The sequence below is a fragment of the Helicobacter didelphidarum genome (assembly GCF_003364195.1).
GTDB classification, from domain to species: domain Bacteria; phylum Campylobacterota; class Campylobacteria; order Campylobacterales; family Helicobacteraceae; genus Helicobacter_A; species Helicobacter_A didelphidarum.
The window spans coordinates 1-462 of sequence record NZ_NXLQ01000212.1 but is presented as its reverse complement, the minus strand read 5'-3'; the positions used below and the strand labels follow the sequence as shown (position 1 = coordinate 462).

The 462-nt window shown below is 35.7% G+C and carries 1 protein-coding gene; it reads left to right on the top strand.

The annotated features are described in order from the left end of the window. Positions 1 to 462 (top strand): hypothetical protein (locus CQA53_RS13005; RefSeq protein WP_181882488.1); only part of this gene is annotated, 462 nt, incomplete at both ends.

Here is a 462-nt window from a genome sequence, read left to right as displayed (position 1 = left end):
CAAAAAAGTATCTATGCTTCTTTGAATCTTTATAATTGTGAGTTTAATGATAGTTTGCCACAAAGGAAAAAAGTTTTAAATGACTTGGGTAGCACTACTAATACTTTTCTTAATATTTATCTCCCTGCTAATTCTGCATTTGTAAGTGCTATGAGTGATAAATATTATCCTACAAATAAGCTCTTTAATGTTCCAACCATTACCTTAGGGGTTAATTACGGAGTAATAGCGTATTTCTTTAAAAAAGCAGAGGGGAAAAGCGATGGTAGAATTTTAGGCGAAATAGGAATTGAGATGATTGCCACCAATACATTTGGGAGAGGCGGTAAATTTTTAGGCAATAAAATACAAGAAAAAATCGCTACTAAAACTGCTACACGATTAGGGGTTTCTGTAGGAAGTCGTATTTTAGCTGGTGCTGCCACAGGAGCGGCTTTAGGTTCTACCGCTCCTGTTGTAGGA